Genomic DNA, 383 nt, shown 5'->3' with positions numbered 1-383 from the left:
TAATTGATCACTTTTTATCTTCAACTCTTTAAATTGTTGTTCAAATGATTCTGTTTGACGCAAGTAATCTTCTAATTGGTGTCTCATTGTTGTCAACTCGTCTTTTTGAGACAGAATACTTTTTGACTTACGAGCGCCACCACCAGTCATAGAACCACCAGGATTTACAATATCACCTTCCAAAGTAACAATACGAGTTCGATATTTAATCGCACGTGCCAATTCATTTGCATGCTTTAAATGATCAACGATAATCGTATTACCTAATAAATTCCCGATAATATTTTGATATTCTGGTGCTACTTTAACTGCTTCCGAAGCAATACTAATAAATCCGTTTGCCTCTTTAGCAATAGACTTAATATCAGTCGCTACCACTCTAC

The 383-nt window shown here is 35.0% G+C and carries 1 protein-coding gene; it reads right to left on the bottom strand.

All coding sequences use genetic code 11. From position 1 onward, the window contains the following. Positions 1-383: SMC hinge domain-related protein (locus tag CKW40_RS46335; protein WP_198421207.1), on the bottom strand; the 383-nt coding region annotated here is incomplete at both ends.

This window comes from Mesorhizobium carmichaelinearum (genome assembly GCF_900199455.1).
Lineage (GTDB): Bacteria > Pseudomonadota > Alphaproteobacteria > Rhizobiales > Rhizobiaceae > Mesorhizobium > Mesorhizobium carmichaelinearum.
The sequence above is the reverse complement of the archived record's forward strand: the minus strand, read 5'-3'. Positions and strand labels throughout refer to the sequence as shown.